The organism is Mediterraneibacter sp. 210702-DFI.5.30, from assembly GCF_020560115.1.
GTDB classification, from domain to species: domain Bacteria; phylum Bacillota; class Clostridia; order Lachnospirales; family Lachnospiraceae; genus Mediterraneibacter; species Mediterraneibacter faecis.
Genome location: NZ_JAJCME010000002.1, coordinates 151,042 through 173,712 on the forward strand (window position 1 = coordinate 151,042; position 22,671 = coordinate 173,712).

General features: G+C 43.5%; 23 protein-coding genes. 4 read left to right on the forward strand and 19 right to left on the reverse strand.

Annotated elements, in window-relative coordinates; genetic code table 11:
- Positions 1–2: 2 nt before the first annotated feature.
- The 12 genes from LI126_RS02645 to LI126_RS02700 form a co-directional block, all read right to left on the reverse strand.
- Complete coding sequence (locus tag LI126_RS02645) at positions 3–269, reverse strand: EutN/CcmL family microcompartment protein (protein ID WP_015528227.1); 267 nt, start codon at positions 267–269, stop codon at positions 3–5.
- Positions 263–916, reverse strand: a complete 654-nt coding sequence (gene pduL, locus LI126_RS02650; RefSeq protein WP_015528228.1) for a phosphate propanoyltransferase — start codon at positions 914–916, stop codon at positions 263–265. Before pduL ends, LI126_RS02645 begins: the two co-directional genes overlap by 7 nt.
- A gap of 113 nt (positions 917–1,029) precedes the next feature.
- Positions 1,030–1,308: a BMC domain-containing protein gene (locus tag LI126_RS02655; RefSeq protein ID WP_054751816.1), complete on the reverse strand. Its 279-nt coding sequence runs from the start codon at positions 1,306–1,308 to the stop codon at positions 1,030–1,032.
- A 145-nt stretch (positions 1,309–1,453) separates the two neighbouring features.
- Entirely contained in the window at positions 1,454–1,738 is a 285-nt protein-coding gene (locus LI126_RS02660) for a BMC domain-containing protein (protein WP_020436527.1), read from the reverse strand.
- Positions 1,739–1,772: 34 nt separating this feature from the next.
- On the reverse strand, positions 1,773–2,048 hold the full coding sequence (locus tag LI126_RS02665; RefSeq protein ID WP_009003872.1) for a BMC domain-containing protein: 276 nt from the start codon (positions 2,046–2,048) through the stop codon (positions 1,773–1,775).
- Positions 2,049–2,066: 18 nt separating this feature from the next.
- Complete coding sequence (locus tag LI126_RS02670; protein WP_015528232.1) at positions 2,067–2,417, reverse strand: BMC domain-containing protein; 351 nt, start codon at positions 2,415–2,417, stop codon at positions 2,067–2,069.
- Positions 2,418–2,428: 11 nt separating this feature from the next.
- Positions 2,429–3,643, reverse strand: coding sequence for a zinc-dependent alcohol dehydrogenase (locus tag LI126_RS02675; protein WP_015528233.1), 1,215 nt, complete (start codon positions 3,641–3,643; stop codon positions 2,429–2,431).
- A gap of 14 nt (positions 3,644–3,657) precedes the next feature.
- Complete coding sequence (locus tag LI126_RS02680) at positions 3,658–5,046, reverse strand: aldehyde dehydrogenase family protein (protein WP_055161072.1); 1,389 nt, start codon at positions 5,044–5,046, stop codon at positions 3,658–3,660.
- Positions 5,037–5,558, reverse strand: a complete 522-nt coding sequence (locus tag LI126_RS02685) for a GlcG/HbpS family heme-binding protein (protein ID WP_144366639.1) — start codon at positions 5,556–5,558, stop codon at positions 5,037–5,039. Before LI126_RS02685 ends, LI126_RS02680 begins: the two co-directional genes overlap by 10 nt.
- A gap of 28 nt (positions 5,559–5,586) precedes the next feature.
- Positions 5,587–6,399 (reverse strand): class II aldolase/adducin family protein, encoded by an 813-nt coding sequence (locus LI126_RS02690; RefSeq protein WP_055146038.1) that lies wholly within the window; start codon positions 6,397–6,399, stop codon positions 5,587–5,589.
- 181 nt (positions 6,400–6,580) lie between these two features.
- Positions 6,581–7,375 (reverse strand): glycyl-radical enzyme activating protein, encoded by a 795-nt coding sequence (locus LI126_RS02695; RefSeq protein ID WP_227164778.1) that lies wholly within the window; start codon positions 7,373–7,375, stop codon positions 6,581–6,583.
- 18 nt (positions 7,376–7,393) lie between these two features.
- Positions 7,394–9,925: a glycyl radical protein gene (locus LI126_RS02700; RefSeq protein ID WP_227164779.1), complete on the reverse strand. Its 2,532-nt coding sequence runs from the start codon at positions 9,923–9,925 to the stop codon at positions 7,394–7,396.
- Positions 9,926–10,206: 281 nt separating this feature from the next.
- Here LI126_RS02700 and LI126_RS02705 point away from each other — a divergent pair, with 281 nt between their 5' ends.
- Both LI126_RS02705 and LI126_RS02710 read left to right on the forward strand, forming a co-directional pair.
- Positions 10,207–10,926 (forward strand): phosphatase, encoded by a 720-nt coding sequence (locus tag LI126_RS02705; protein WP_227164780.1) that lies wholly within the window; start codon positions 10,207–10,209, stop codon positions 10,924–10,926.
- A 28-nt stretch (positions 10,927–10,954) separates the two neighbouring features.
- On the forward strand, positions 10,955–11,758 hold the full coding sequence (locus LI126_RS02710) for a Cof-type HAD-IIB family hydrolase (RefSeq protein WP_227164781.1): 804 nt from the start codon (positions 10,955–10,957) through the stop codon (positions 11,756–11,758).
- 86 nt (positions 11,759–11,844) lie between these two features.
- Here the strand turns inward: LI126_RS02710 and LI126_RS02715 are convergent, their stop codons facing one another.
- From LI126_RS02715 to LI126_RS02745, 7 genes are all read right to left on the reverse strand, one after another.
- Entirely contained in the window at positions 11,845–13,098 is a 1,254-nt protein-coding gene (locus LI126_RS02715) for an L-rhamnose isomerase (RefSeq protein ID WP_020436510.1), read from the reverse strand.
- A 30-nt stretch (positions 13,099–13,128) separates the two neighbouring features.
- A complete protein-coding gene (gene rhaB / locus LI126_RS02720; RefSeq protein ID WP_227164782.1) occupies positions 13,129–14,532 on the reverse strand; it encodes a rhamnulokinase in 1,404 nt (467 codons plus the stop codon).
- Positions 14,533–14,759: 227 nt separating this feature from the next.
- A complete protein-coding gene (locus LI126_RS02725; RefSeq protein ID WP_055161057.1) occupies positions 14,760–16,454 on the reverse strand; it encodes a [FeFe] hydrogenase, group A in 1,695 nt (564 codons plus the stop codon).
- 15 nt (positions 16,455–16,469) lie between these two features.
- Complete coding sequence (gene nuoF, locus LI126_RS02730; RefSeq protein WP_015528257.1) at positions 16,470–18,338, reverse strand: NADH-quinone oxidoreductase subunit NuoF; 1,869 nt, start codon at positions 18,336–18,338, stop codon at positions 16,470–16,472.
- Positions 18,335–18,814: a complex I 24 kDa subunit family protein gene (locus tag LI126_RS02735; RefSeq protein ID WP_015528258.1), complete on the reverse strand. Its 480-nt coding sequence runs from the start codon at positions 18,812–18,814 to the stop codon at positions 18,335–18,337. Before LI126_RS02735 ends, nuoF begins: the two co-directional genes overlap by 4 nt.
- A gap of 245 nt (positions 18,815–19,059) precedes the next feature.
- The gene (locus tag LI126_RS02740) at positions 19,060–20,025 is read right to left on the reverse strand and encodes an AraC family transcriptional regulator (RefSeq protein ID WP_015528259.1); all 966 of its coding nucleotides are present in this window, start codon (positions 20,023–20,025) and stop codon (positions 19,060–19,062) included.
- 20 nt (positions 20,026–20,045) lie between these two features.
- Positions 20,046–20,837 carry a ParA family protein gene (locus tag LI126_RS02745; protein WP_117497921.1) on the reverse strand — a complete coding sequence of 264 codons (792 nt, stop codon included), beginning with the start codon at positions 20,835–20,837 and terminating at the stop codon, positions 20,046–20,048.
- Between the two features lie 220 nt (positions 20,838–21,057).
- Here LI126_RS02745 and ymfI point away from each other — a divergent pair, with 220 nt between their 5' ends.
- Both ymfI and pduB read left to right on the forward strand, forming a co-directional pair.
- Positions 21,058–21,789 (forward strand): elongation factor P 5-aminopentanone reductase, encoded by a 732-nt coding sequence (ymfI, locus tag LI126_RS02750; protein WP_227164783.1) that lies wholly within the window; start codon positions 21,058–21,060, stop codon positions 21,787–21,789.
- Positions 21,786–22,514 carry a microcompartment protein PduB gene (pduB, locus tag LI126_RS02755; RefSeq protein ID WP_055161049.1) on the forward strand — a complete coding sequence of 243 codons (729 nt, stop codon included), beginning with the start codon at positions 21,786–21,788 and terminating at the stop codon, positions 22,512–22,514. Before ymfI ends, pduB begins: the two co-directional genes overlap by 4 nt.
- Positions 22,515–22,671: the final 157 nt, after the last annotated feature.

The following is a 22,671-nucleotide window of genomic DNA, read 5'->3' on the forward strand; positions in this document are numbered from 1 at the left end:
CACTACTCCAGTCCTAATCCTTCGTCAATAATTCCAACGATTGCAGCATCGATCGGTGCTTCCGGCATACCACTTCCGATTCTCGCAGCACTTCCCTGTACAACCAGAACGTATTCGCCGATTCCTGCGCCGATCTTATCGATTGCAATGATCTGTTTTGCTCCCTGACGCATATGATCTGCCACTTCTACAATCATGAATTTATTTCCGACTAAGTTTTCATTCTTGCGTGTTGATACAACACTGCCAACAACTTTTCCCATTAACATGATACAATCCTCACGGTATCCCCGCTCTTAATCTGCGCTGCATTTGCTTCATCTGTATCGATGTGCATCTCAAGTGTAAAGCTGTCATCTACACGGATCTGTACGTTGTTAAAGATGGTTCCTCTCTCATTATCTGCTTTTACAGATACGATATCACCATCATGAACTCCTGCTGCCATCGCATCTTTCGGAGCCATGTGAATATGTCTCTTCGCAACAATGCATCCCTCGTTCAGATACACCGCACCTTTTGGTCCGATGATCGCGATTGGTGCGCTTCCTGCAATATTTCCTGATTCTCTGATTGGTGCTTTTACACCGAGGCTGATTGCATCTGTTGCAGAAATCTCTACCTGAGTATTCTTTCTGACTGGTCCAAGAACTCTTACATTCTCGATTGCTCTTAATTTAAGACCAACAATTGTAACCTTTTCGTTTGATGCAAACTGTCCACCCATAAGTTCTTTGAACTTTGTAAGATGGTAGCCTTCTCCAAACAGAATCTCGACATGCTCCTGTGTGAGATGGATATGTCTTGCGGACACTCCGATTGGAACGAGAAAACCTTCTCCAGACTGAGCAGCATTCTTTTTCTCTACTGCTTCGAGAACCATTTTTGTAATTAATTCCACATTACTGTTATCCATATTTGTGTCTCCTCGCAAAGTGGATTGCTCCACTTACTTATTTAAGCACTCTCAGGGGATCAGCGCCCGGCGCTTAATCCCCTAAAAGTACCGGTTTTATTTACCTTTGACTATTATTTGATCTGTGGAAGAATCTTCTCAACATCTGTATGTGGTCTTGGGATTACATGTGTAGCTACAAGCTCTCCAAGTCTTCCTGCTGACTCTGCTCCAGACTCAACTGCTGATTTAACTGCTCCAACGTCTCCACGAACCATAACTGTTACAAGACCAGATCCGATCTTCTCTGTTCCAACGAGTGCTACGTTAGCAGCCTTTAACATTGAATCTGCTGCCTCGATAGATGCTACAAGTCCTCTTGTTTCAACCATTCCTAATGCTTCCTGTGACATTCTGCGTTCCTCCTTCTGAACTTCCGGTTTCTTCTGAACCGTTTCTGCCTTTTGCGCCGTCTTTCTTACTCTGCGTACAGTTTTGGCTGGCGCTTTGGCTGTTGTTGTTTTCTTTTCTTTTTCGTCTGCCATCTGTAGCTGCCTCCTATACAACCTTGTTTACACTTGTGTTAATGATTCTCAAGATCTCCTCGTGAGGACTTGGGATCACTACTGTGCTCACTGGTTTTTTGATTCCATTCTGCTCGGCAGCTTCAATGGCCTGCGCAACTGCGGATACATCACCACGAATTATGATCGTGACAAGTCTTCCACCCAGTTTTTTCTCCCATGTAACGAACTGCACATCAGCAGTCTTGCACATGATATCCACGGCTACCACTGCTGCCGTAACACTTGGGATTTCAAAGAATCCATACGCTTTTCCCATGAGACTGCTCCTTTTCTAGCTGTTTGACTTCAAACTATACTGTAGGAAGGATCTTCTCAACGTCGTTGTGTGGTCTTGGGATTACGTGTGTAGCTACAAGCTCTCCAAGTCTTCCAGCTGCGTCAGCACCTGTCTCAACTGCTGCTTTAACAGCTCCAACATCTCCACGAACCATAACTGTTACAAGTCCGGATCCAATCTTCTCTGTTCCTACAAGTGTAACCTCTGCTGCTTTTGTCATTGCATCTGCAGCCTCGATTGCTGCTGTAAGTCCTCTTGTTTCTACCATTCCTAATGCAAGCTGTGCCATTGCCATTGTAATATCCTCCTAAATTTCTTCGACTTCTTCGTCTGTTACTTTGTGTGGTGTTCCTTTATCAAATGCGTTAAGCTTAAGCATCTTCTCAGTGTCCTCAGTCGGTCTTGAGATCTTATACTTTGTGACAATTCCTGTCATTGACTCTGCTTTCGCTGTAGCAGCCTCAAGTGCTGCCTCCACATCTGCAACCTGTCCGCGGAACTTGACCATTACGATCAACGGTACAGGCAACTCGTCTGCATTCGCAGGTTTATTTTTATCGAAGTTCTCCAGTCTTACATTTCCTGCTTTACATCCGGCGTCAGCCGCTGCAAATGCCGTTGCAAGTCCGAATACTTCCAGCATACCTACTGCTTCCATACTCTCTCACCTTATTTGTTGATGATTGCAATCTTAAGACCTTTCATAGCCAGGTTTGTCTGGTGAGCCTCATTGATCTGCTCGAGCGGGAACTCGTGTGTGATCAGATCATCCATCGGAAGTCCGATTGCTTTTGCTCTCTTAAGGAAATCAAATGTAGTTGCATAATCTCTCAGAGTGTATACCCATGAGCCAACCAGTGTGATCTCTTTTGAGCAAAGATCGAAGTGTGGGTTGATTGTTGCATCTCCACCATTGATAAAGAATCCAAGCTCACAAAGTCCACCACCATTGCGGATGAATTTGTAAATGTTTGCATGAGCGATCGGTGATCCTGTACACTGGAATGCGAAGTCAGCAGCATGTCCGCCGAATGCATCTTTTACTCCCTGTGCAAGTGCATCGATTCCCTGGAAATCTTTGAAGTTAACTGACTTCTCAGCTCCCATTCTCTTAGCAAAGTCAAGTCTCTTCTGCTCTCCGTCTACAGCTACGATATTCTCAATACCCATTGTACGAAGAACTGCGATACAGATCAGTCCGATCGGTCCACATCCCTGAACAACAACTCTGCTGTTGAATCTTAAGATTCCTGTTGTCTTAGCTCTTTCTACTGCATGTACAAGTACTGCACATGGCTCGATCAGTACACGGGATTTCAGATCCAGATCACTTACGTTGAATACTGTAGATCCCTCACGGATCAGGATGTAATCTGAGAACCATCCATTCAGATGAACATCATCGTCTGGAAGAAGTCCGTATACATCAGCTCCGCCTACGTTCTGTTTGTTGAGGTCGTACATTGTGATCTCCGGATCATCCTTGAAGATCATACATGTAACAACTTTATCTCCAAGATTCAGAGCTTTTCCAGCGCTGTCAACTTTAACGTTTTTACCCATCTTAACAATCTCACCTGTTCCCTCATGTCCGAGTACTACAGGAATAAGGCTGAATGGGTCTCTCTTGAATTCGTGAGCGTCTGTTCCACAAACACCACATCCTTCAACTTTAACAAGAATATCTCCGTCACCAACTTCCGGCATCGGATACTCTTTGATTTCAAAATGCTCAAGTGCTGTAAGCATAGCTACATGAGCTGTCTTTGGAATTTCATTTCCTGCTGCTTTCTGTGCCGGAGCTGCTTCTGGAACTTTCTTTTCCAGCATGCTCTCAAGTACCTGTTTTACAACAGCTTCTACATTAGCAGAATTCATTTCCATTGTCTATACCTCCGTTATCTTATACATAAGCTGTCTGTCATTACGCAACGTCTTCTCTTTGTGAAGCTACTTGCGCTTGTAAGTCCTTCACCAGTTCTGCTGGCAATTGTAAATGTACAGAAGCCTTCGCCTCCGAATCCAAGTGCCGCATAGGATGGTCCGTTCTTAACAAGAATTGCTGTGTCAATTGCTTTTGCATATTTTGTAATACGATCTACATTCTTGGAATGAATGTGAGCGGAATGTCTGTTACCATGCTCAAGCCATACAGCCTGCTCTACAGCATCGTCGAAATCTTTCGCTCTTACTACACCAAGAATTGGCATCATAAGCTCTGTTGCGATCAGTGGGTGTTCCTTTGGTCCTTCAAATGTAATACATCTGATATTGTCCGGAACTGTAACTCCGATCATTCCAAGCAGTGTCTTTGCATCACGTCCAACACATTTTCTGTTCAGCTTTCCGCCTGCAAGAACTACATTTGTCAGTGCATCCTGCTCTTCCTTGGAAGCCAGGTAGCATCCCTGCTCATTTACCATGTAGTGCATCAGTTCATCAACGATAGAATCAACTGCAACAATCTCTTTTTCTGCGATACACGGAAGGTTGTTATCAAATGTACATCCGTTTACAATGTCCTCAGCTGCCTTACGGATATCTGCTGTCTCATCAACGAGTGCCGGTGGGTTACCTGCTCCAGCTCCGATTCCTCTTCTTCCTGAAGAAAGAACTGCTGTAACAACTCCCGGACCTCCTGTTGCAGCGATCAGCTGAATTGCAGGATGTTTCATCATGATGTTACTTGTCTCAAGTGTCGGATGCTCTACTGTACAAGCAATGTTGTCCGGTCCACCAACCTCAACAGATGCTTCGTTCAGAAGATTAACTGCGTAGATTGATGTTTTGATTGCTGCCGGATGTGGGTTGAATACTACTGTATTTCCACCTGCGAACATTCCGATTGTGTTACAGAGAACTGTCTCACTTGGGTTTGTACAAGGTGTGATCGCTCCGATTACTCCGAACGGTCCCATCTCGATCAATGTAAGACCTCTGTCTCCTGACCATGCCTGTGTAGTGATATCCTCTGTTCCCGGAGTCTTCTCAGCTACCAGCTGGTGTTTTAAAATTTTATGTCCGACATTTCCCATGCCAGTCTCCTGAACTCCCATACGGGCCAGGATTTCTGCATTCTCCATGATCTTTTTACGGATGTTGGAGATAACTTTCTCTCTGTGATCCAGTGACATCTTAGCCACGATCTTCTGGGACGCTTTCGCTGCCTCAATGGCCTCGTTCATATCCTTGAATACACCGCGGTCTCCCTGTACATCAGAAGCGATCTGCATCTTTGCAAGAACGTCCTGTACAATGTCCTGAACCATCTGTTCATTTATAGACACTCTAATACCTCCTTGAAGACTTGTTTTCCGTAAGCTGCGATTGCTGTGTCCTGCTCAGCAGTTCCGCCGCTGACACCAAGTGCACCGACGATCTTACCATCAGCTTCGAGTACCTCTCCGCCTCCGAAGATCACGATCTTACCATCATTCGTAAACTGAATTCCGTATAATGGCTGTCCCGGCTGACTCAACTGACTCAACTCTGCTGTGGACATCTTAAGGCTCGCGGAAGTATATGTCTTGTTTAATGCAATGTCAAAGCTCGCTATGTAGGCGTCATCCATACACTGGACGGCTACAGGTCTACCTGCCTTGTCGGAAACTGCTACAACCGCATTCACACCCACACGTGCCGCTTCTGCCTTAACTTTTTCAATCAAGGCATTGGCAAGCTTCAATGTCATCTGATGCTTTTTGCATTGACAGACATGTTTGTGTGTATGTTGTGGAGCTGCTTCCTTCATCTGATCCAGCACAGCCTGAACTGCACTGGTAATTTCCTGCTCATTCATAGCATTGCTCCTTTACTAATCTGTCAGATTATCTTCCCAGCTGTTCCATAACTTTCTTTGTGATAGAAGCTACAAGATCAGCATCTGTTCCTTCTGGAGCTGCTGCTGAAGATCCGCCACAGTTTCCACCGCATGAATGGCAGCTTGGCTTACCAGCTTTAGCGTTCGGGCAAAGGTTTGCCGGGTGTTTTCCTGGAAGTCCCATCTGTCTTCTCAGTTCGTACAGTCTCTGAACCTGCTCATCGTTCAGTTCCTGAGGTCCGCCAATCTGCATGGACTGCCATAACAGACGTGCGTAGAACTCAAGAGACTCCATCTTGTGGTATGCGCTCAGAAGGCTGTCTGAGTAAGCAAGTGCTCCGTGGTTCTCAAGAAGAACTGCATCAAAGTGCTGAAGGTATGGCTCGACAGCGTCCGGAATCTCCATTGTAGAAGGTGTACCGTATTTAGCGATCGGAACACATCCAAGAGCGATAACTGCTTCTGGCATGATTGGCTGTGTAAGCGGAATACCAGCGATAGCGAATGTTGTAGCGTACAATGGATGAGCATGTACTACAGACTGAACGTCTGGTCTTTCTCTGTACACACGCATGTGCATCTTAATTTCTGAAGATGGTCTGAATCCTTTGTTTGCCTGAAGAACATTACCATTCTCATCTACTTTACAGATGTACTCTGGTGTCATGAATCCTTTGCTGACACCTGTTGGTGTACACAGGAACTCATGGTCGTTCAGTTTTACAGAAAAGTTTCCGTCATTAGCTGCAACCATTCCACGGTTGTAAACTCTTCTTCCGATTTCACACATTTCTTTTTTGATTTCGTATTCGTTTTGCATTTTTTCTCCTCCTTGGAATCGTGTCAAAACTTTTGTTTTGTGTTGTTTCTTAACTTATTTTACCACACAATCCCACATTAGTCAATTTGAACAGCCGTTGTTTTTATTGTTTCTTGTGATTATTTTCACTATTTTCTCTGTTTTCGACTTCGTGTAGATTATCTGATTGTGTTTTTTATTTTTAACCACCGATCCGGCACTCTACACCGGAAACTTCTTCTGCTACTTTCAGAAGTCGTGCCATCTTTTCATTTGTCGGTGGTTTTACATCCCCCATCAGGTATGGGCGGTTCAGTCCGTCATATTTATCCTGTCCCAGCCTGTGGTAAGGCAGAAGATGCATTCTTCTTACATTGCCAAGTTTGCGGACATATTCGGCAATATCACGGATTTCTATCTCTGTATCATTGAATCCCGGGATTACCGGAACACGGATGCTCAACTCTGTCATATGAGAGTCTGCAATCTTCTTTGCATTCTCTAACATCAGTTCATTCGAGCGTCCTGTAAATTCTTTATGTTTCTCTGGATTCATGTGTTTGATATCCAGCAGATACTGGTCTAAATATGGAAGAATCTCTTCGATTGTGCTGTATGGTGCGCATCCCATACTTTCCATCGCAGTTGTGATTCCTGACTCTTTCGCTGCCCGCAGAAGGTCTCTTGCGAACTTCGGCTGGCAAAGGCTTTCGCCTCCGGAAAGTGTAAGTCCGCCTCCGGTTCTTCTATAATAAGTACGGTCTTTTTCTACCGTCTTCATCACTTCCGCAACCGTTGTGTCCTCACCGATCACTTTTGGTTCTCCCTGCACCATCATTGTCTCGATCTCGTAGTGCTGCGATTCCGGATTACAGCACCAGCGGCATCTGAGCACGCACCCCTTCAGGAACACGATGGTTCGAATTCCATTCCCATCATGGATGGAATACCGCTGGATATCGAAGATTCTTCCTTTGGTCTTCAGATATTCTTCCATGCTGTCTCCCTCTTATTCTTAAAATCCCTGCTCTGTTCTGCGGATGATATCATCCTGCAGTGACTTGGACAATGTCGTAAACAGTGCACTATATCCAGCTACACGTACAACCAGATGTTTGTACTGTTCCGGATGCTCCTGTGCGTCCAGAAGTGTTTCACGGCTGACAACGTTAAACTGCATGTGACTTCCCTTCTGATCAAAGTATGACTGGATCAGTCCTACAAACTTCTCAAGTCCTTCTCTTCCACTCAGTGCAGACGGATGAAACTTCTGATTGAACAGTGTTCCATTCGAAGCAATAAAGTGATCCAGTCTGGAAACGGAGTTTGCAGCTGCTGTCGGTCCGTTCACATCCTTACCGGCTGATGGCGATACTCCATCGGCTACCGGCATATGTGCCAGACGTCCGTCCGGTGTGGCTCCTGTCTGTCCGCCAAGCGGTACATTCGCTGATACTGGATATAATCCCGCCTGGAACATACCTCCACGTGGATTTTTGTATTTCTCCAGTGGTTTTGTATAAGTATAGGCAACGTCTCTTGCAAATGCATCAACCTCCGGAATATCATTTCCGAACTTCGGCACTGCATCAATCAGCTTGAGGATTCTCTCACCATTCGCCTTCACCTGCTCTGATTCTGTCGCTGCAACAACAGTCTTCAGGATTGCCGCAACTTCTTTCTCGCCTACCGGCTGTCCGGCAGACTTCATAGCAGAAGCCACTTCTGATACCATCTCTGCAACATCATCACTTCTCAGACCTTTTCCATAGTTTGTACTAAGAGCCATCTTCAGGTCATGCATTGTAATCTTGTTCTCGTCATAAACGAGTTTCTTTACTGCGTAAAGTGCATCTGCCATGTTGGCAACACCGAATCCCTGCGGACCTGTAAAGTTATATACAGCTCCTCCCTGTTCCAGTGTCTTTCCTCTCTTGATACAGTCGTCGACCATACTTGCCAAGAACGGAAGCGGTGCTCTCTCTGCATGTGCCATATCAATAGCATTGTCAGCATTAACAAGTAGTGCGATTGCGTAATCCATCTGTGCTTTATAAGCATCATAGAATTCATCAAATGTCTTCATATCCTCAACATTACCTGTCTTTGGACCAATCTGTACACCCTTGTCCACACCATTTGAAAATACCAGTTCCAGCGGACGACACATATTGAAGAATGCTGCATCATGCCATCCGTTCGTCTTACCGGACTTCTGTGGTTCTACACATCCGATGATATTGTAGTCTCTCGCATCCTGCAAAGTCAGTCCACGACTCTCCAGTGACGGGATAATAACCTCATCATTATAATACGCCGGGAGTCCGATTCCTGTTCTTGTAAGTTCTGCTGCATAAATCAGGAATTCATGTGGTGATCCATTCCAAACTCTTACGGAAAGAGAAGGCATTGGAAGGAATACATGCATAGATGATGTAATACACATAAATGAAAGATCATTCGTAACATCTATACCCTCTTCATTCTGTCCTCCTACAATCAGGTTCTGGAACAGACTGTAACCTGCGAATCCTTCTGCTGAAGCCGCATCACGGCACTTGTTCAGGTCATTTAATTTAACCCAGATACAATCCAACAGTTCCTGTGCAAACTCTCTTGTGATCTTTCCGCTGTCGAGATCCTTCTTATAATAAGGATACATATACTGGTCGAATCTTCCAGGGGAGATTGAATGTCCACTGGACTCGATCTGTAACAGCTGCTGTACAAACCAGAAGGACTGACAAGCTTCATAGAATCCTGTCGCACCCTTCTCCGGTACATTCGCACAATTCTGTGCAATGATAAGAAGTTCTTTCTTTCTTACCGGATCAGAACATTTCTCAGCCATCTCAAGTGCAAGCTTTGCATAACGACGGGCATATGTGATTGCTGCATCACAGCTGATCATCACTGCCTCAAGGAAACGTGATTTTGTCTGATAGTTACCATCACTGACCTTCATAGAAGCAAGCTCATCTTCTGCTTTCTTGCGGATTCCGGAAAATCCGATCTCGAGAACTTCACCATACTTAACTGTCACATGTCCTACACCATTGTAGAAATAGTTTCCAGGTGTAAAGATATTGTGTTCAATGTCAAGTAATGTCTCCGGCTCCATGTATGCTGTAGCCAGGTCACTTGTTGTACGGCCTTTCCAGTAAGCATTCGCCTCTTTCAGTTCCTTCTTCGTCTGCTCAGAGATATAGAACGGGTCGGCACTTCTTGTTTCAACTGTATCAAACTCTGCCTCCAGCCACTCGTAAGAGAACTCCGGAAATGTTTGGCATCCTCTTGGGGCAAGTGTACTGCTTCCAACAACAAGTTCCAGGTCACGGATCGTGATCGGAATATTCTCCAAAATATGCTGGAACGCCTTTGCTCTACGGATGATCATTGGTTCATTCTCAGTCTGTTTGTACGACTCCGTAATCAGTACCGCTCTCGCCGACTCAATCTCAGGCATCTTCGCATACAGGTTTTCTACCAGTTTTGGAATTCTGTCCGACTTCGGGATGGGAGTACTGTCATAAGTATAAAGTCCCATTTTGCTCTTAAACTCCTTTCTTCCAATATTAACATTTATTATACTTTATTTATCCCCCAAAGTCAATCAAAACACAATACATCCCACATTATATTTCTGTAAAGTTACAATAAATCCCAATACGGTTCATGTTGTGTTTTATTTGTTTTTTCTTTACGTTTCGCCTCGAATTTATTGACATTTTACTTAAAATACCGCATACTTAAGGTATATATGCGGCATGGCGAATGAATCAACACAATGTCTGCCGCGTGAACGATTAGAAAGAAGGGTTGGATTATATGGCTTCTTATGAATTTGATATCCACACACATTCCATCGCCAGCGGGCACGGAACCTGTGCGACCATGACTGATATGGCAAAAGCTGCCAATGCAGCCGGGCTTAAGATGCTTGGAATTTCCGATCATGGTCCAAAAACGCTTGGTGGCGGACGCATTTCTTATTTCCGCAGCCTTGCATTTGCACAACCAAAGCGTCTCGGTGTTAGAATGCTTTACGGTGCAGAGGTAAATATTCTGGATCAGGAAGGAAAACTGGATCTTGATGATGAAATTTTAGAATCTCTGGATTATGTTATAGCAAGTATGCATCGTCCAATTTTTAAGTCCGGAACAGCAGATGAGAACACCCGTGCTTATATCAAGGCTATGGAGAATCCTAATGTTAATATCATCGGTCATTGCGATGACGAAAAATTCCCTGTAGATTATTTTGCGCTTTTCCGTGCTGCAATGGAGAACCATGTTCTGCTTGAGATCAATAACAGTTCTTTAAGTCCGGATGGATATCGTGGGGATACGACCTATGCTGATCTCTTAATATTGAATCTGTCCAAGCACTTTAATTATCCGGTTCTGTTCTCCAGTGACAGCCACGGCACCGAACATATCGGTGACTTCCAGTATGCCGAAGCTTTGGCTCGAAAAGCTGACATTCCGGAGGATCTTATCCTGAATTACTCTGTACGTAAGTTTATGGGATTTTTAGGTGAGAGATAATACTATAAATATAGAAGGAATACTTACAATGGGAAAATGCCTTTTCTTTGATGCAGATGGAACAATTTTAGATATTGTAAAAGGAACACCAGAAGATACAAAACTTGCACTTCAACAGTTGAGAAAAAACGGACATAAGACTTTCATCTGTACCGGTCGTTCAAACGCTTTTGTTCCTGAATATCTTATGAAGGAGATTGGATTTGACGGACTTATCGCTAATCTTGGAGCATATATCGAATATAATGGAACGCGGGTATTTGAGCGTGAGATGCCAACCGACCTGGCATGGAAGACCGTAGAGATCATTAAGGCAAACGGTTTTATCCCTGTACTGGAAGGCAATGATTATATGTACTATAATCTGGATGAATATACAAGTGACATAGACTGGTTTGCTGATCTGATCACTCAGGAACTCGGTGACAAACTGCTTCCTATTCGTGGAAATGAACATAATCTTCACTTTAACAAAATAAGTGCCAAGCGCACACCCGGATGTAATCCAGAGAAATTATGCCAGGAATTATCCCTATGGTATGATTATATTATTCACAGTGGATCTTTTGTTGGAAGAACGATTGAATTTGTCATGAAAGGCTGTTCCAAAGGACTTGCGATCAGTGTTATGAGTAATGTACTTGGATACGAAAAGAGGGATGTTATTGCTTTCGGCGATAGCAATAATGACTTGCCAATGTTCCAGGCTGCCGGATTTAAGGTTGCTATGGGAAATGGATCTGAAAACTTGAAATCACAAGCTGATTATGTGACCAGCGCCTTGGAAGACGGCGGAATCCGCCAGGCGCTGGAATATCTGAATTTGATTTAAAAAGGATACTCCTTGACCAACTTCTCATTTTCGAACAAAAATGGGGCATATCAATTTCCTGATATCCCCCATTTTTTCACTCTTTATTATGCTCTCTTAGACAGCACTTCATCCTCATATTTTTGAATCTCGTCAAACCATCCTTCAGCTTCTACACCACACTGACGGCAGTACTCTTCCCATACATCACCGATTGGAAGTGTCTTGCACTGTTCCATAACAACCATCTTCTTGCTCATCTGGTTTGTATCCTGAAGCTCTTTGAGCATCTCGCTTGGCTGACAAAGTGCATCAAGCAGTGCTTTCTGGAAGCTGCGGAATCCTGTTACCCATGCGGAAATACGGTTGATGGAAGCATCAAAGTAATCCAGTGCAATATATGTACGGTCAATTCCGTTCTCGCAGCGAACGATCTCTTTTGCGATCTCTTTTGTCTCATCATCAAAGAGAACTACATGGTCTGAATCCCAACGGATCGGACGTGTAACATGCAGAGCAATCTCCGGGAAGAATGTAAGTAGTGCCGGAATCTTATCGGATACTACTTCTGTTGGATGATAATGTCCGTTGTCCATCAGTGGCAGACATTTGTCTTTGTTCATTGCAGCGTAGCTCAGTGAGAATTCAGCTGACCCTACTGTATAAGCCTCAACACCGATACCGAATACTTTAGACTCTACACAAGGTTTTACAAGGTTTGTGTCAAATGGCTCGGAAAGGATTGCATCGATAGACTCTTTGTAGCGTACACGAGGTCCCATACGGTCAGCCGGAATATCTTTGAATCCGTCACCTGTCCAGATATTCATTACACAAGGAACTCCTGTCTGCTCCGCAAAATACTGTGAAATGCGGATGCAGGCTTTTCCATGCTCGATCCAGAAGTTTCTTACTTCCTCATCCGGGCTTGAAAGTGTAAGTCCGTCTTTTACCATTGGATGTGAGAAGAATGTTGGATTAAAATCAAGTCCCATTCCTCTTTCTTTTGCAAAATCAACCCATTTCTGGAAATGTTTTGGCTCTAATTTATCACGATCTACGAATTCACCATCTTCAAAGATTGCGTAGCATGCATGAACATTGATTTTCTTTTTACCCGGCATCAGGCTCATTGCCTTATCCATATCAGCTAACAGTTCTTCCGGAGTTCTTGCTTTTCCCGGATAGTTTCCTGTTGTCTGGATTCCTCCTGTCAGAGGGCCGTCGTGGTCAAATCCTGTTACATCATCTCCCTGCCAGCAGTGAAGAGAAACCGGAATTTCTTTACATTTTGCGATTGCTGCGTCTGTGTCCACTCCTAATTTTGCATAGATTTCTTTGGCTGATTCATATCTTGTCATCTTTTCTTCCTCCATTTTTGTGAATTTGAATTACGCATTTTCGTATATTTTTACATCAAACGATTTTCCAACACATGTTCTTGCTTCCGGCAGGTCTTTAAATACTCCATCATGTAGCATCTGGACAACAATATTTCCGATTGCTGTAGCTTCAGAAGGCCCTGCAGAAACTTTTTTTCCTGTATATTTTGCTGTCAGTTCGTTAAGATATCCTGCATTGGCACCGCCACCGACAACATAGATTGTAGTGTATTTTTTTCCTGTTAATGCTTCAATCTCTTCGATCGTATCGCCATAACATTTTGCAAGACTGTTGTAGATAACTGCTGCGATCTCGCCCACTGTTTCAGGCACCTGCTGCTTGGAATCACGGCAGAACTTCTTCACAGCTTCAATCATGCTCTTCGGAGCAAGGAAGCAGTCATCATTACAGTCTACTAAAGATGTGATCGTCTCTTTGGAAGCTCTCTCACAAATCTCTGCAAAAGAAAGATCCTCTGTGAATTCTTTCTTTACAGACTGGATCATCCAGAGTCCCATGATATTTTTCAGGTAACGGAAACGGTGATCGTATCCACCTTCGTTTGTGAAGTTTGCCTGCATACTTCTCAGTGAACAGTCTGCTTCTTTTCTCTCAATTCCCATCAAAGACCATGTGCCGGAGCTGATATAAATGGCATTGTCATCGTTGGTTGGTACCGCAAGTACCGCTGAGCCTGTATCATGAGTGGCTGGAAGAACAACCTTGCAGTTGAATCCAACCTCGTTCTGAATGTCCTGTGTAAATTCGCCTACTACTGTTCCCGGCATAGATACCGGCTGGAACATCTCTTTGTTGTATCCGAGCATATCGATCAGTTTATAATCCCAGTCATTTGTCGTCGGATTCACAAGCTGTCCTGTTGTCGCATTTGTATATTCATTTTTCTTCACACCTGTCAGCAGGAAATGGAAGTAATCCGGAATCATCAGGATTGCTTTTGCCTGTTCAAGGTACTCCGGATGAGTCTCTTTTACAGCCATCAGCTGATAGATTGTATTGAATATCTGCTTCTGGATACCTGTTCTCTCATACAATGCGGAAAGGGAAATCTTTTCATACACTTTCTCATCCATTCCATTCGTACGACTGTCACGATAGCCTACTGTATCTCCGAGGATCTGATCCTTCTCATCAAGAAGCACATAGTCAACTCCCCAAGTATCAATTCCCATTGTTGCCGGTATCTTTCCAAGTTCTTTGCATTTCTTCAATCCGTTCTTAATTTCTGTAAAAAGACGATCTACATCCCAACATAAAGTACCGTTTTTGTTATCCATTCCATTTGGAAACCGGTAAACCTCTTCCAGTTTCATCTTTCCATCTTCCATGGATGCCAGCATATGACGTCCACTGGATGCTCCGATATCAACTGCCAGATAATAATTGCCCATTGTTTGGTGCCTCCTTGTTATTTTTCTATTACTGTTCATTTCTTATGACTTTATTATACCCACGCTTTTTATGTAAAAAAAGGACGCTATTTACGAAAAACAGCGTCCTTATTTGCATTATATTTTGTTTTTAGGGTTCTCTTTTGCACCTTGTACAATTTTCAATTACTATTTTTGTTGAAAATGTATATCTTCATTTCAAATGTAATTCTCCACAACCAGATACTTTATTTACCGGAGAAATTTCTATGAAGAAGCTCATGCTCTTTTCCCTTCAACAAAGTATCGTACAAGGAAAGAATCATTGGGTTCTCATTTGATTTCTTGATCTGAGTGTTTACATCTGTATCATATAAGCCCTTCATTCTTGCTTTTCTGGTTCTCGGTCCTGCATTCACCGGCTGACCTCCACCCATGATACATCCTCTGCGGCAGGCCATCACTTCCACAAAATCATACTCTGCTTCGTGATTTTTAATTTGCTGCAATACTTTATCTGCATTTGCAAGGCCATTTACAACTGCTGCCTTAATCTCTCTTCCATTATAATTATAAGTCAGCACTTTAATACCGTCGTCCCCACGCACACCACTCTTTTTAATAGACTCCATGTCTACTCTGTTGTGTCCCTGCTGCAGCCTACGGAGCACTGCCTCTGTAACACCACCGGTAACACCGAAGATCACACCACTTCCGGAGCCGATACCAAACGGTACATCAGCTGCTTCGATCTCAACTTTGTCAAATACAATTCCTGATTTGCGGATCATTCTTACGATTTCTGTTGTTGTAAGCACGTAATCAACATCCTGCTTGCCATTTGTATAAGATTCCGGACGTAAGATTTCTTCCTTCTTCGCCGTACAAGGCATGATAGATACAGATACAATCTTCTTTCCTTCATTTTTCTCAGGATCTTTATAATACTCTCTTACAACTGCTCCAAACATCTGCTGCGGTGATCTGCATGTTGAAAGATTCGGCACGAATTCCGGATATTTATTCTCACAATATTTTACCCATGCCGGACAACAGGATGTAAAGAGTGGCATCTTCTCACCGGAAGTAAATCTCTCAATAAACTCTTTGGATTCCTCCACAACTGTCAGGTCTGCGCCATAGGATGTGTCATATACTTCATCAAATCCCAGACGATGCAATACTCCTACTAACTTACCCATTACATTTTCGCCTTTGGCATAACCAAAATTATCACCGATTGCAACACGTACAGCCGGAGCGATCTGAGCGATCACCTTTGTATTCTTGTCTGCCAAAGCTTCCCACACTTCATCAATATTGGTATGAATACTGATTGCACCGGTCGGACAGACAACACGACACTGTCCACAACCTACGCAGTCTGTTTCTGCAATCTTCTTATTAAATGCCGGTATTACCTGTGCATCAGTTCCACGATACGCGAAGTCGATTGCATTGATATTCTGTACATTATCACACATTCTGACACAGTCACCACACAGGATACATTTATTCGGATCTCTGATAATTGCGTGTGAACTTGTATCAATTGGCTGTATCTCTCTTACATTTTCAAAGCGGATCTCATGAACTCCCATACGGTGCGCCAGTTCCTGCAGATGACACTCGCCGCTCTTGATACACGTCGTACAATCTCTGCAGTGAGCAGCCAGAAGTAGTTCCAGTATCAGTTTCCGGTAGCGCATCAGCCTTGGTGTATTTGTATAAATAATCATTCCGTCTCTCGGCTTTTCTGAACATGAAGCAAATGTTTTCCCTCTGTCATCTTCTACCGTGCATAATCGGCAGGCACCATAGATAGATAATTCCGAATGATAACACAAGGTAGGGATATCAATCCCGGCTTTTCTTATTACAGACAATACATTAGGTTCATCCGTGAACTCAATGGCCTGTCCGTCAATTGTCATAATTCCCATAAATCTCTATCCTCCCTACTCTGTATAAACAGCTCCAAATGGGCAGTTATCGATACAACTTCCACACTTGATGCACTTTGAATTATCAATTGTAAATGGTGATTTTATTTTTCCTGTGATTGCATTTACCGGACAGTTCTTCGCACATTTCGAACATCCTTTGCATTTCTCCGGATCAATCTTAAACACACGAAGATTAGAACAGACTCCCGCACGACATTTCTTATCTATTATGTGCTCTTCATATTCTTTTCGGAATGCATGAATCGTACTTACAACCGGCTTTGGTGCACTCTTTCCAAGACCACATAAGGCAGTATTTTCAATCATGTCTGCCAGTTCTTCCAGTTCATCAAGGTCGCTCATTTCTCCGTTTCCGGCAACTATACGTTCCAGAATCTCAAGCATACGCTTAGTTCCTTCTCTGCACGGAACGCATTTTCCACAGCTTTCTCTCTGTGTGAAGTTCATAAAGAATCTTGCAACCTCTACCATACAGGTGTCTTCATCCATAACAACAAGTCCACCGGAACCGATCATGGCACCGATCTTTGACAGTGAGTCAAAATCCATCTTACTGTCAAGCTGGGATTCTACCAGACATCCACCGGATGGACCACCGATCTGAACTGCCTTGAACCCTTTATCGTCCTTGATACCGCCTCCGATATCAAAGATGATTTCACGTAAACTTATTCCCATAGGCACTTCGATCAATCCGGTATTTTTTACATTTCCGGTAAGGGCAAACGCTTTCGTTCCTGGGCTTTGCGGTGTACCGATACGGCTGTACCAGTCTGCTCCGTTTTTAATGATCATCGGGATATTTGCATAAGTCTCTACGTTATTCAATACGGTTGGCTTCTCCCATAATCCCTGTTCTACTGTTCTCGGTGGTTTTACTCTTGGCATGCCTCGCTTGCCTTCGATCGAAGCTGTAAGCGCGGAACCTTCCCCACATACAAAAGCACCTGCTCCGCGATTGATATGTAATTTGAAGCTGAATCCTGTTCCAAGGATATTATCTCCCAAAAGTCCTTTCTCTTCCGCCTGAGCGATAGCGATCTGCAGTCTTCGTACTGCCAGCGGATACTCTGCACGAACGTAAATATATCCTTCCTGAGCCTGTACTGCATAAGCTGCCAGCATCATACCTTCGATCATTCGGTGAGGATCACCTTCCATAACGCTTCGATCCATAAATGCACCCGGATCTCCTTCATCACCATTGCAGACTACATAACGGATCTTTTCCGGCTGACTCGCTACCTGTGACCATTTTCTTCCCGCCGGAAATCCTGCTCCGCCTCTTCCACGAAGACCTGCATCTGTAACCGTCTTAATCACTGCTTCCGGAGTCATTTCAAACACAGCTTTTTCGAAAGACTCATATGCTCCTACCGCCATTGCATCTTCAATATGCTCTGCATCAATATGACCGCAGTTTCTCAACACCAGACGGGTCTGCTTGGCATAGAATGGAATTTCTTCCTGTGTCTGATATACATGACCATTATCTTCATACATCAATCTTGTAACCGGTTCTCCATGAAGAATCGTCTTTTCAAAAATTTCTTCGCAGTCTTCCAGTTTTACTTTCAGATACAGATAGTTATAAGGTTCAATACGAACCAGCGGACCCATCTCACAGAATCCATGGCATCCGCTCATCTTAAGTCCCACATGAGCGATTTCTTCACCGATTTTGACTGTTACATGATCCATATTGGAAGTTAGTTCTTTCAAACGGGCATATATTTTATCTGAACCACCTGCCAGACATCCTGTTCCTCCACAGACCAGAATACAACAGTTTTCTTTCTGCCGCTTTTCCTTACACTCTTCTCTCCATAACTGGAGCTGCATTCTGTTTTCTATCCTCATTCCTCTTCCTCCCGCAGCTTCTTGATCAGCTCGCTCATTTTCTCAGGTGTCATTTTCGGATGTACTTCATCATTGACCATTACGGCCGGTGCCAGTCCACATGCGCCCAAGCATGAAACCGTCTCTACTGTAAACAACTGGTCATCTGTTGTGTGTTTCTTTTTCCCAAGCCCCAGTTCCTTGTAAAGTCCTTCCAGAATCGGAATAGATTTGCGCACATGACAGGCTGTTCCATCACATACTTTTATCACATATTTTCCTTTTGCCTCAAAAGAAAAATTTTCATAAAAGCTTGCCACACTGTAAGCTTTCGCCTCGGAGATTCCCAGTTTCTCCGCAACATAAGTTAAAAGCTCTGGTGGAAGATAGCGATATTCTTCCTGAATCCCCTGTATAATCGGGATCAAAGACTTTTCTTCACATGTATACTGTGCAATAATCTCATCTGTTTTTTCGTAATAGGATATATCTAACATCGTGCCCCTCCTTTTTGTATTTTTCACATATGTTTCATTATACATCCTATCTCCTTTTGTGCATAGTGCTATTTTGATATTATTTTCGCAATTTTATTTCGTCGTTTTTTTATTTTTATCTGTTTTCATACGTTGTCATTGATGCAAATTGCCAATTCTCACTTCAGTATAGTCTTCGGTTTACTATTCGCGTAAAAAAAGAAGATGCCATCTGTGAAAAATAGCATCCTCTCTATACTTTATCCTTAATTCATATTTTCAATCCGATATTCTTTCGGACTGATTCCGTAGCGTTCTTTAAATTTTCTATAAAAATAGCTTGTATTGTCGTATCCAACTGCTTCTATAATGTCCGACACCGCAATCCTGCTGTTTATCAGAAGATACACTGCCTGCTGCATTCTCTTTTCCTGAAGAAGTTCTTTATATGTTTTCCCTGATTTCTTCTTAATCTCACGACTCAGCCAATAGACATCCACTTTCATCTCTACCGCCAGTTCTGACAGCGTGCCTTCTTTAAAATGATCCTCAATATAGCGATACACATTCGCCATAATCTCTGTGTCAAATTTGCGTCCGCCGGCTTCCATCTTATCCATATAATTCAACAACTGAAGAAACAAAAGTCCCATCGTGATCTGATTACTGCTTCGCTTATTGGAAATGTCATAGAAGATCGTCCAGACCATATTCTCGATCAGATTCTGCACCGGGAGAATATCAGCCACATGAAAATACAGATAAGACGTCTCTTCATCTCTTCCGCACAACGCCCCGACAAGGAAATCTTTCAGCTGATTTTCTTCTGCCCCGATCATAGAGAATGCTGTGTTAAAAAACTCCGGCAGGACAATAAAATTCACTGCAATATCATACTCTCCGGCCGGAAGGATCTCCTGCACTGCATTCTGATTCAGAAACAGAAGGTCACCCTGTTCGAGCACAACCTGATTGCCATTCACGATATGTGTCGTTGTTCCCTGGCACATATAAATTACTTCTATATAATTGTGTGTATGCGCCGGGAAATGTACAAAGCGAGTATGCGGTCTGACCTGGATCAACTTCCCCTTCTTCAGAAGTTTCGCACTGTCCACAACCATTTCCTTCTTTTCTGTATAAAGCTGTGGATCGATCTCCTGTTTTCCTTCAAGGATCCGGCGTTCCTCATCTGTGATCATCGCCAGTTCCCGGATCAGTTCCTGATGCATCTATTGCCTGCCTTTCTTGTTTATCCTTTTAATGTAGCTGCAATCTCTCTCGTTAATTCCATGTACTCTTTCGCACTTCTACTGCTCTTCTTATATGCGATCACCGGTGCATTATTATCCTGCGACCACTCAATTCCACTGTCCACGCGGATGTAAGTATCAAATACTTTCACATCATCTAACTCTTGCAGAGTCTCTAATGTCTGTTTGAAATAATTCTTTCTTGTATCAACCTTTGTGATCACAATTCCACCAAGCTTGAGATCCGGTGCAATTTCTTCTACACTGTCCAGGAATTCAAACATATTTCCAAGACCAAACAGTCCCCATGGAGATGCCTCTACCGGAAGAATCACATAATCGGACGCACACAGGATATTCATCACCCATCCACCAAGTGTCGGCGGTGCATCGATCAGAATATAATCATAAACCTCTGACTCGCGGATCTTCTTCAATCCTTTTTTCAAAATATACTCTCTCTGCCATTTTGTAAAAAGTTCGTATTCAATCGAACTCATCAATGTAGAAGACGGAATCAGATCAAGTCCTTCGTATTTTGTATTCACGATATAATCTGTCAGATCATCCTGTCGCTTGATTGCTTCATACAAATTTTTTTCACTCTGTGCATATGCAAGCACTGTATCTTCGTCAAACAAAGAAAGGGAGAGATTCAGCTGCATATCTCCGTCGATCATCAGAACCTTTTTTCCAAGCTCTCTCAAACCAAATCCAACATTTGAACAAGTTGTGGTCTTTCCGCTTCCTCCCTTATTATTCGTAAAACAGATTACCTTTGTCTTTGCCATTGTGTTCTCTCCTTCTTCCGAAATCATCAAATCTATCCTAATTACTGTATCCAGTAACGCCCTTTTCTAAAATTTTAGCATATCCATTTACGAAAGACAATGAAATCCAATCCATTTTATGTTATAGTTATTGTATCTGAGTAATCATTAGAATTTTATCATGATCACTCTCCAAATCAGCCGCTTATTTAAGGGCTCAGAAAGACTGAGGTTTTCTTTTATGAATAAAAAATCCATACTGATCACCGGTTCTTCCCGCGGCATCGGGCGTGCCTGTGCGAAAGCATACGCCAAGGCCGGTTATCACGTATTTCTCAACTGTGTCCACCAGGTGGAACGCTTAGAAGAACTCGCACATGAGATTCTCTCAGACGGTGGTTCCTGTACAGCAGTTCCCGGAGATGTCAGTAACCCCGACGAAGTCCGGAAGATTTTTCAGATTATTGAAAAAGAGTGTGGTGGCGTTGATATTCTGATCAACAATGCCGGTATCGCCTGGTTCGGACTTCTGACTGACATGACTGACAATGACTGGGATAAGATTCTTGCCACGAATCTTTCTTCCGTCTTCTACTGCAGCCGTGCCGCAATTCCATACATGGTGTCTAAAAAACATGGAAAGATACTCAATATTTCTTCCATGTGGGGAACCGTTGGTGCTTCCTGTGAAGTTGCTTATTCCGCAACCAAATCAGGAATACATGGACTGACACGAGCACTTGCCAAGGAACTTGCACCGAGTAATATTCAGGTGAATGCAATCGCCTGCGGTGTGATCGATACGGAAATGAATGGTCGTTTGAATGAAGAGGAACGCCAAGATCTTATGGATGAGATTCCTTCCGGACGTTTTGCCGATCCGGAGGAAGTTGCCGAGCTTGCATTAAAGCTCACAGATACGCCGGCCTATATGACCGGACAGATTATTGGAATAGATGGAGGATTCATATGATAGACGTACATCACATTGAACAGATTTCACAGGATTGTTCCCTTACTGAATTCGTTGGAACAACCGTTTTGGATACAATCGGACTTGTAATTCCAGGAATTGACCCTTCTCTTCTTGAGAAGATGAATCTGAAGAAGGCATATAAGAGTCTCGGCCTGATCAGTTCAAGAACAGGTGCAGCCGGACAGATCAATGCAGCAGACGAAGCTGTCAAGTCAACGAACACGGAGATTGTCTCTATTGAGCTTCCTCGTGATACAAAAGGCTGGGGCGGACACGGATGTTTTATCGTGATTGGCGGAGACAATGTCTCTGACGTGCGCCGTGCAGTTGACATTGCGCTTGAATATATCGGCAAATATGCCGGTGAACTCTACATCAGCCAGGCCGGACATCTGGAGTTCACTTTCTCTGCCTGTGCAGACAAAGCACTTCATATGGCATTCAACGCCCCGATTGGAAAACCATTTGGATTCTTCTGCGGTTCCCCTGCTGCTATTGGACTTGTCATGGCTGACCTTGCGGTGAAGTCTTCCCCGGTTGAAGTCATCAAGTATATGACCCCGGACCAGGGAACAAGCCATTCGAACGAAGTGATCGTCGCGGTAACCGGTGATGCGGATGCTGTTAAGAATGCAGTCCTCACTGCAAGAGATGTAGGTCTTCAGCTGCTTGTCTCCATGGGAAGTTACCCAGAGAGCCCGGCAACACCGTATCTACAGTAGGATATAACTTTACAGAAACACCATATAATATCACACGCAATTCCAAGAACAGTTTTTCCACTGTTCTTATAAGAAAAAACCGTAAGATGAAGCTCATTTCCTGCTTCCTCTTACGGTTTTGTTATCTATCTATTTTTCTTATTCTATAGCATTAGAA